This window comes from Helicobacter sp. 10-6591, assembly GCF_003288805.1.
Taxonomy (GTDB): Bacteria; Campylobacterota; Campylobacteria; order Campylobacterales; family Helicobacteraceae; genus Helicobacter_F.
The window spans coordinates 1-8,495 of record NZ_NHYK01000033.1 but is presented as its reverse complement, the minus strand read 5'-3'; the positions used below and the strand labels follow the sequence as shown (position 1 = coordinate 8,495).

General features: G+C 30.0%; 12 protein-coding genes. 11 read left to right on the top strand and 1 reads right to left on the bottom strand.

The window, feature by feature from the left end; all coding sequences use genetic code 11:
• The 9 genes from CCY97_RS07955 to CCY97_RS07920 form a co-directional block, all read left to right on the top strand.
• Positions 1 to 1,374 (top strand): Eco57I restriction-modification methylase domain-containing protein (locus tag CCY97_RS07955; RefSeq protein ID WP_146744534.1); only part of this gene is annotated, 1,374 nt, incomplete at its 5' end.
• A 1-nt stretch (position 1,375) separates the two neighbouring features.
• Positions 1,376 to 2,569 carry a protein kinase family protein gene (locus CCY97_RS07950; RefSeq protein ID WP_112064938.1) on the top strand — a complete coding sequence of 398 codons (1,194 nt, stop codon included), beginning with the start codon at positions 1,376 to 1,378 and terminating at the stop codon, positions 2,567 to 2,569.
• A gap of 24 nt (positions 2,570 to 2,593) precedes the next feature.
• Complete coding sequence (locus CCY97_RS07945) at positions 2,594 to 2,794, top strand: hypothetical protein (RefSeq protein ID WP_112064937.1); 201 nt, start codon at positions 2,594 to 2,596, stop codon at positions 2,792 to 2,794.
• Position 2,795: 1 nt separating this feature from the next.
• Positions 2,796 to 3,260 (top strand): hypothetical protein, encoded by a 465-nt coding sequence (locus CCY97_RS07940; RefSeq protein WP_112064936.1) that lies wholly within the window; start codon positions 2,796 to 2,798, stop codon positions 3,258 to 3,260.
• A 14-nt stretch (positions 3,261 to 3,274) separates the two neighbouring features.
• Positions 3,275 to 3,430: a hypothetical protein gene (locus CCY97_RS08325; RefSeq protein ID WP_181562871.1), complete on the top strand. Its 156-nt coding sequence runs from the start codon at positions 3,275 to 3,277 to the stop codon at positions 3,428 to 3,430.
• Positions 3,431 to 3,563: 133 nt separating this feature from the next.
• A complete protein-coding gene (locus tag CCY97_RS07935; protein WP_112064935.1) occupies positions 3,564 to 4,190 on the top strand; it encodes an MmcB family DNA repair protein in 627 nt (208 codons plus the stop codon).
• Positions 4,187 to 4,729 (top strand): hypothetical protein, encoded by a 543-nt coding sequence (locus tag CCY97_RS07930; protein ID WP_112064934.1) that lies wholly within the window; start codon positions 4,187 to 4,189, stop codon positions 4,727 to 4,729. The genes CCY97_RS07935 and CCY97_RS07930 overlap by 4 nt, the downstream gene beginning before the upstream one ends.
• A 14-nt stretch (positions 4,730 to 4,743) precedes the next feature.
• Positions 4,744 to 5,289, top strand: coding sequence for an ImmA/IrrE family metallo-endopeptidase (locus tag CCY97_RS07925; protein WP_112064933.1), 546 nt, complete (start codon positions 4,744 to 4,746; stop codon positions 5,287 to 5,289).
• Complete coding sequence (locus CCY97_RS07920) at positions 5,290 to 6,342, top strand: hypothetical protein (RefSeq protein ID WP_112064932.1); 1,053 nt, start codon at positions 5,290 to 5,292, stop codon at positions 6,340 to 6,342.
• Between the two features lie 29 nt (positions 6,343 to 6,371).
• On the opposite strand, the gene CCY97_RS07915 is transcribed toward CCY97_RS07920, so the two are convergent.
• Entirely contained in the window at positions 6,372 to 6,617 is a 246-nt protein-coding gene (locus CCY97_RS07915; RefSeq protein WP_112064931.1) for a hypothetical protein, read from the bottom strand.
• A 61-nt stretch (positions 6,618 to 6,678) separates the two neighbouring features.
• On the opposite strand from CCY97_RS07915, the gene CCY97_RS07910 reads away from it, so the two are divergent.
• Together CCY97_RS07910 and CCY97_RS08320 are read left to right on the top strand one after the other, a co-directional pair.
• Positions 6,679 to 8,199 carry a pentapeptide repeat-containing protein gene (locus CCY97_RS07910; RefSeq protein ID WP_112064930.1) on the top strand — a complete coding sequence of 507 codons (1,521 nt, stop codon included), beginning with the start codon at positions 6,679 to 6,681 and terminating at the stop codon, positions 8,197 to 8,199.
• Between the two features lie 14 nt (positions 8,200 to 8,213).
• On the top strand, positions 8,214 to 8,351 hold the full coding sequence (locus tag CCY97_RS08320; protein ID WP_181562870.1) for a hypothetical protein: 138 nt from the start codon (positions 8,214 to 8,216) through the stop codon (positions 8,349 to 8,351).
• The last annotated feature ends 144 nt before the right edge of the window (positions 8,352 to 8,495 follow it).

The following is an 8,495-nucleotide window of genomic DNA, read 5'->3' as shown; positions in this document are numbered from 1 at the left end:
TCAAACAAGCCTTTTGAATGGCGCTTTGCATTCCCAGAAGTGCTAGATAACAATGGCGATTTTTTGGGCTTTGATTTAGTGATAGGCAATCCACCTTATATCCGCCAAGAAGAGATAAAGCACCTAAAGCCACATCTCCAAAAAGCCTTTAGTATCTACAAAGGCACGAGCGATATTTACACCTACTTTTTTGAGCAAGGCTACAAGATTCTAAAGCCAAAGGCACTCCTATCTTTTATCACGAGCAACAAATACACGCGTGCAGGCTATGGCGAACCTTTGAGAGCATTTATCCTAGCAAACACACAGATTCTACACTACATTGACCTAAATGGCTTAAAGATCTTTGATTCTGCCACCGTGGATACAAGTATCATCACTTTTACAAAGACACCGCCAAGCTTAGAATCTAGCTTTGACTACCTAGCACCTACACAGCCTAGCCTAGATACAGATGAGCTACACGCACAGCCTTTGCACCAAAGTAGTCTAAGCAAAGATTCTTTTATATTTCAAGACCAAGCAAACCAAGCCCTAAAGGCAAAGATAGAAAGCCTTGGCACACCGCTAAAAGAATGGGACATCTCTATAAACTATGGAATCAAAACAGGCTACAATGAAGCCTTTATCATAGATAGCGCAAAAAGAGAGGAGATTCTAAACAACTGCAAGGATAAAAGCGAGAAAACACGCACAAGCAAACTCATCAAAAAAATGCTACGCGGTAGAGACATCAAACGCTACAGCTATGAATGGGCGGGATTGTGGCTTATAAATACGCACAATGGCTACCAAGATTCCAAAGGCAATAAGATTCCGCCTATTGATATAAAGGATTATCCAACTTTAAAGGCTTATTTGGATACTTATGAGCCAAACCTTAGCAAGAGAAGCGACAAAGGCGTAACGCCTTATAATCTTAGACATTGTGCATATTTGGAGGAATTTGAAAAAGAAAAAATAATTTGGAAAGTCATAGGGAACAATTTAAATTTTGCTTTAGAAAATCAAAAAATTACCTTAAATAATGCTTGTTATATTTTGACAAGTAATACTGAAAATCTTAAATATTTGGTAGCAATTTTAAATTCAAAAATTGTTTGGCATTATGCTTATGAAACCAATATGAATAAAATGGGCGTAGGGGATATGCAATTAGGGGCTCAAAATTTAAATATAATCCCTATTCCCAAAATAGATTCTGCAAACAAAGCCCTAAGCGATGAGATTATAAGCCTAGTAGAGCAAATTTTAGATTCCAAAGCCAAAGACCCTACAAAAGACACCAAAGAGCTAGAATCTCACATAGATTCTCTAGTCTATAAACTCTACCACCTAACCGACGATGAAATAAAAATCATAGAGGGGAAATAAAATGAAAGAACGAATGGTTAAAAACTCCATAACAAACACTTATAATAAATTTAATCAAAAAGATGTAACAAATGCTTATCAAAAATTATATTCTGATTTTAAAAATGAAAAATTGCAAATTATTTTTTCAACCTTGCACAACAATATCATAACTTGTTTTAATAAAATGAATGAACGACTCCCAGTTACCAAAAGCAACAAGAACTACTATTGGGCTGATGAAAGTCGCATTTTGAAGTCAAGAATAGAAACTTCTTTTAGATTGCAAAAAGAATTAGAAAATAGTGAATATGCTTTTAATATAGATGACTACTATAAAAAAATATTCGAACAATGCCTTAAATTTTTAAAAACAAGTGGTGGAAGTGAAATTCCTACAGAAATGGAAGTCATAACAATTTATGCAGAAATTCCCATTTTTACATCACTAACTAATATCACAACACCAAACACAAATCAAAGTTATACTTTACATTTAATCAGTAGTGGCTCATATGGTAATGTATATAAATACTATGATGAATTTTATCAATGTCATTTTGCGTTAAAAAGGTTAAAGCGAGATACTAACGAAAAAGAATTTAAAAGATTTGAAAAAGAATTTGAGATGATGAAAAAAATCAATAACCCATATATTTTAAAAGCATATTCTTTTAATGAAAATAACAAAGAATATATTATGGAATATGCCGACACTACATTAGAAAAATATATTGATGTAAATAACCCAAAAATCACAGAACAAGAAAGAATTAATTTAGGTTCTCAAATATTAAAGGGTATTAGTATTTTATGGGAAAGTGGCATCTTGCATAGAGATATAAGTTTTAAAAATATTCTTTTAAAACAATATGACAAAATATTTCCAGTGGTTAAAATTTCTGATTTTGGACTTATAAAGGAAGTTGAAAGTGATTTGACTAGCGAAAATACTGAAATCAAGGGAAGCTTAAATGAAATATCAAGGCTTCAAAAAATAGGTTTCCAAAATTATGATCGCTGTGATGAAATCTATGCGTTAAGTAGGGTTTTATATTTTGTAGCTACAGGAAAAAAGAATATAGATAATGCAAAATGTGATTTTCTAAATAAGGGCACCGATGAAAATATAAAAAATAGATATAAAAGCTTAGAAGAGCTAAGAAAAGATTTTATCTCTTTTGTTGAAAGCATTTACCACGAAAAAACTCCATAGTGCCAAACTAGAAAGGATATAAAAATGCAAGGAATTAGCTATATGATAGATTCTACAAACAAAGCCCTAAGCGATGAGATAATAAGCCTAGTAGAGCAAATTTTAGATTCCAAAGCCAAAGACCCCACCACAGACACCAAAGAGCTAGAATCTAAAATTGATAATCTAGTCTATAAACTCTACAATCTCACAGAATCTGAAATAAAAACCATAGAAGGAAAATAAAATGAAAGAACAAAATACTACAAACCAGAATCAGACAGACAATGAAGCAAGAAAGAAGCTTTATGAACAATATGTTCGTGAGGCAAATGACAGGATAAAGTCTAATCAAGAAGGACAAGATAAAATGATTTTAACATTAAGTGCTTCTTTATTTGGATTGTTATCTATATTTTTAAAAGAAGTGCCAAATACTTGCTATGCAATAGTTATTTTATTTTTATTATCAGGATTAACTCTCATTACTTTAACATCCACTCTATTCTCATTTTATTGTTGCAAGAAAGGCAATATAAAAGACATACATTATGCGTATAAATATTATATAGAGGAGAAAGAAAAGTATTTTGATAAAGAAAGTTTATGGAGCAGAATTGGAAATATTTGTAATAATGTTGCATTAATAAGTTTTACTTTGCTTTTAATTGCATATATTGTAATGGTTTGTTATTATTTTATTATCAAATAAATAGGGAGAAGTTTATGGATAAAAATCAAGGGAAAAACTCAAATAATCCTTTGCAATCAGCAAATAACAAAAAAGTCCAAGATGGTGTTTCATCTCCAAGAATGGTTAAGGTTAAGCAACAACCTTCAAAGCCAACTTCAAATCCAAGCGATAGCGGTAGTAAAAAATAAGACTAGGGTTAAGGTAGATTCTAAAATTATGTTTTTTCAATTCCACCAAACCCTTAGAATCTCACATAGATTCTCTAGTCTATAAACTCTACCACCTAACCGATGATGAAATAAAAATCATAGAGGGAAAATAATGAAAGAAAAACGAATCAAGTGTTTATTCTTACAAGAATTAATCAAACAAAAACAAGATCTATTGTTAGTTTCCATAGAAGTTCCAGTTCTTATGGGAAAACGAAAACTTGACATTTTAACCATAGAAAAAAGAAATATTATTGGCTATGAAATTAAATCTAAGAAAGACAATCTTGCAAAGCTTGATGGACAAATACAAGATTATCTCAAAATATGTGATAAAGTGTATGTAATACTCGATCAAAAATTTTTAAATTTTAATTTAAAATTACCGCACAATGTAGGCATTATTATTTTCAATGATCAAACAAGGAAATTTATCTTAAAAAAGAAACCCACAAAGAATACTCCTAATGCGTATTATCAAACATTTTTTATTACACAAAGCAAACTTAAGGAATATCGTAAAAATAGCAAACAAAGCTCTTTTGAGATTCGACATTATATTGTTCAGCATTTCAAAAAAAATAAATTTAAAGAGATGATTATTAATGGGCTAGAATATCGTTTTTTGGAAAATTTTTTACTCCTAAAGAATGAATCTGAACAGAATTCTCATACAATACATCCTGATGATTTATTTTTATTGTTAGGGAAACCCTCTATTATTAAGGAAAAAATGTGAAATTTTTATCATGGGGTTTTTTTACCCTAACTTTTTGGACTTTGATTTTTTTTGCTTTAGTCTTTTTTACACTATGGCTCAACTATGAAGAAGTATCACAAAGTGTTTTTTTAATAGGTAATCCAATTGACACAAAAGAAGATATTGGCAAAAACTTAGAACAATTAATTAGTGCAAGCAAATTGATTTCAGCAAAAGATTACTTTGGTTTTTATATTTCTTATTACAATAATTTTGTGCTGATTCTATCAGCAATCATTGGTTTATTTGGAATCTCATCATTTTTTTACTTAAAACGAAAGAATGATGAAAATATGAGAGATATTGAAAACAAAACAAGAGAAGAAGTTAAAAAATTTCTAGCAGATAAAGAAGTGGAAATAAAGAAAATAATCAAGGAGGTTGCCAAGGAGTATTCAGAAAATAATTCAATAACAGAAATTGAAGCAATTAAAAATCAACTTGACAAACTCACTAGAGAAATAGAAGAAATAAAAACATTGGGTTGCAAAGATTTAGAAATACCTTTCAAAGAATAAACAAGGGGAACCAAATGGCTTTTATTAGTAATAAGGGAAATAAAAACTTAGATACTTACAATAAGAAAACCATTGACGAAATATATAACCACGCAGAAAATCTAGGAATTGAAACTCAACCTTTTGATATATTTGCTTATATTAGTAATATCCCAGAAATTGATTATTGGGAAGATTATTTCGATGATGACATTTCTGGAAAAATAGAATATAGAACTAGTGGTATATATCAAATAGTTGTAAATAAATATCATTCTGTATCAAGAAAACGATTTACATTAGCACATGAATTTGCACATTTTGTTTTACATAAGGATTTTTTAAAACAAGGCAATAAGCTTGAAGACATTATCCTTTTTCGTTCTAGCAATGATACTGGAAATAAAAAAGAATTAGAAGCCAATCAATTTGCTGCAGACTTATTAATGCCCAAAATAATATTTGACACTGAAATAAAAAAAGGTAATAATAAAATAAATAGTTTGGCTGATTTTTTTCAAGTTTCATCTGCAGCAATTAAATATCGAGCTTTTAAATTAGGATATCTCAAGGAATATTAAATGAAGTTTTATTATTTTCCAATTTTAAAAAGTCGCGATGCAGAGTTGAGGGCATATGAAAAATTATCAGATACAGACAAAATAAAAATATTACCAATCTTAGAGCTAACAAGATCGAGAATTACTCAAAAAAATCAAAAAGGTTCTGTTGAAAAAAAAATGGAAAAAGTATCTAAGATTTTTACCAATAACTACTTCATATTAGACTTGACTACAGAAGAAACTCTAGATAATGATGAGATACAAGGTATGTTGTTATCTAACAATGATGGCTACAAAAAATGGGTAGATTTTGTTATGAAATACAATAAGCCAGAACTTAATTTTATTCCATGTATTCACTATAATCCTGATTGTATAGATGATGTTTTAAAGCAGATAGAAGCATTAGACATGAAGTTTCCAACTTTAGCACTAAGATTAAATGCTTTAGATCCAGATAACCATAAATATCTTAAAACAATAGAAAAATATTTAGATAAATGCATTGTAATTTTGGATGCTGAAAATCAGCAAAAAGACTTTGATTTTTTTAGTTATATTAAAATAATTTCGGACTTCAAAATCAAGGCAATAGTTTATGCTTTTTCTTGTTTTCCCCCAACAGTTCCGATCTCAAATGAGGGAGAAGTCAAGAAATGTGATTTAGGATTCAGTCGCCTCTATAGAGAATTTCCTAATGTTTATTATGGGGATTATACACTTACTACAGCTAGAAGATATGATATGCAAGCTAGGGGCTGGATTCCTAGAATTGATATTCCAAGCATAAAAAATAATAGAATAGAATTTTGGTATTGCAGATATCGAACTTCTGATACTATGGATACTGAGCATGCATATATTGAATGTGCAAAGAAACTTTATAACGAGATTAGATTATTGATCAATGAAAAAGAACCAACTTGGGGAGAAAAAGTTTTTCTGGATGCAAAAGAAGGTTATATTGCAGGAAAAAATCCTGCTTTTTGGATTTCGGTGCGAAACAATATCTATATAAGCAAAATGATCTCAAATTGCATTAATTCAGATAGAAAAGGATTGGAAATATAGATTTTATAATTATTTAGTTAGTGCTTTTCTCACTCCAAAAAATCGCACGCAAAAACTCCATAGTGCCAAACTAGCCTTTGGCTAGGCAAACAAGCAAAAGCCACGCTATCACAAAGCGATTCTAACAAATGAGATTTGCACTCATCACCACCACCAAACCCCACAAACAACGCTAGACTTATCGCCACAGATTTTCTTAGCACAGATTCTATCGTTGCAGATTTTCTTAAGATTCTATCACCACAGGCTCTATCGCCAAAAAGCGCAATCCACAATTGACAATCTAGGCTATAGATCTATAATTTTGCAAATGACGAAACCATAGGGGAAAGTAAAATGCAATATAATGAACAACTAGCACAATATGGAATCTTGGCTAAAAATGCTAAAGCATATGAAATGCGACAAGATAAAATCATTCTAAGCAATATAGAAATAGAAGAAATTGACCTCAAAACACTAGAAGAACAAAAGATAAAAGAGCTTGTTATCGAAAATAGTAAAATCAATAATCTATTATTCGCACAAATAAACAATATAAAACTATTTTTTGGATGTTGCAATTTCAAAAATCAAGTTATTGCTAGAGAACATAATTTTATTAATACAATTGCATTTACTCAATGTATATTTGAAACCATAGTAGATTTTTCTGGTGCAACCTTTAATTGTCAAACTACTTTTTTAAACTCCATATTCAAAGCCGAAGCATTTTTTGATCATGCAGAGTTTCAAGGAGGAGTAAGTTTTGAAATGTCAAGATTCAAAGCCGAAACAAGTTTTATAAACACTAAATTTTCAGCAAAACAAGGCAATAATAAAATAGCAAAAAATAATTTTCAAGACACTATCTTTGAGGGATATACATTTTTTGATCATGCAGAGTTTAAAGGAAGAGTGAATTTTGAATCCTCAAGATTCAAAGATGAAGTATTATTTGTAGCCATAAATCTAGATAAGTGTATATTTGACCATATAGAATTCAATAAAACAAAGTTTATTAAAATAGATTACAAAAATGCAGAAACCTGTACTTTTAGAAATTCAACATTCAAAGATACATTAAGCTTTGAAAATACAGATATTAGCAAGTTAGAATTTGATAATGTAGTATTTAATGGCATTGTAACTTTTAATGAGGCAAACTTTAGTAATAAACCAAGCTTTACAAACTGCACCTTTTCTAATCAATTTAACATAGAGCATCAATACATAAAATACAGCTATGAAGACATAATAGAAGAAACGCAAGATTATAGCCAACTATTGAACTATAGAGATTTATTTAGAAAGCTAAAGAGCAATCGCATAGCACATCATAATCTAATCGATGCTTCCGAGCTACACTCACAAGAACTCTACGCTAGAGAATTCGAACTACAGCAAAAAGAAACCAAAACTATAAAAGAACATATAGAAAAATGGCAATTATGGTTTTATCACAAACTTTGTGATCATCACACAGATTTGCTTTTGAATCTAAAATGGTTGATTATTGCCATAGGTTTATTTGCCTCATTATATTTTATCTCAAGGTTGATTCAAGATATTAGCATATTAGAGATCCTAAACCCATTTGGAATATGTTTTAGTATAGCTTGTGCTTTTATTGCACTTATTTTATATTGGTTTAGACATATTGAAAGGCTTGATTTTTTTGCCAGTATTAATGCTGTGATAACTTTATGGATAATTTGCTATAAACCACAACTAATATTTGGTATAGCAAATCTTCTTGGAAATATTAAATATAATGGCTTTGAGAATTTTTTAATTACAATTTACACAATAGTAATAGGTTTGATTATTTTCTCTCTCCAAAAAACTGCACGAAAAAACTCCATAGTGCCAAACTAGATAAGGATATAAAAATGCAAGGAATTAGCTATATGATAGATTCTACAAACAAAGCCACAGACACCAAAGAGCTAGAATCTAAAATCGATTTTCTAGTTTATAAACTCTACAACCTAGCTAAAGATGAAATAAAAATCATAGAGGGGAAATAATGGAACAATAAGCTCAAGCAATAAGGTAGATACAGTCTATCTCTTTACAGATGAAAAAACAAAAAATGGGAAAACTACTACTAAAGGTGGCCAAACTGTTGTGAAAAACTTCACTAATAATGGCACTATAGAATCAAAAGATCA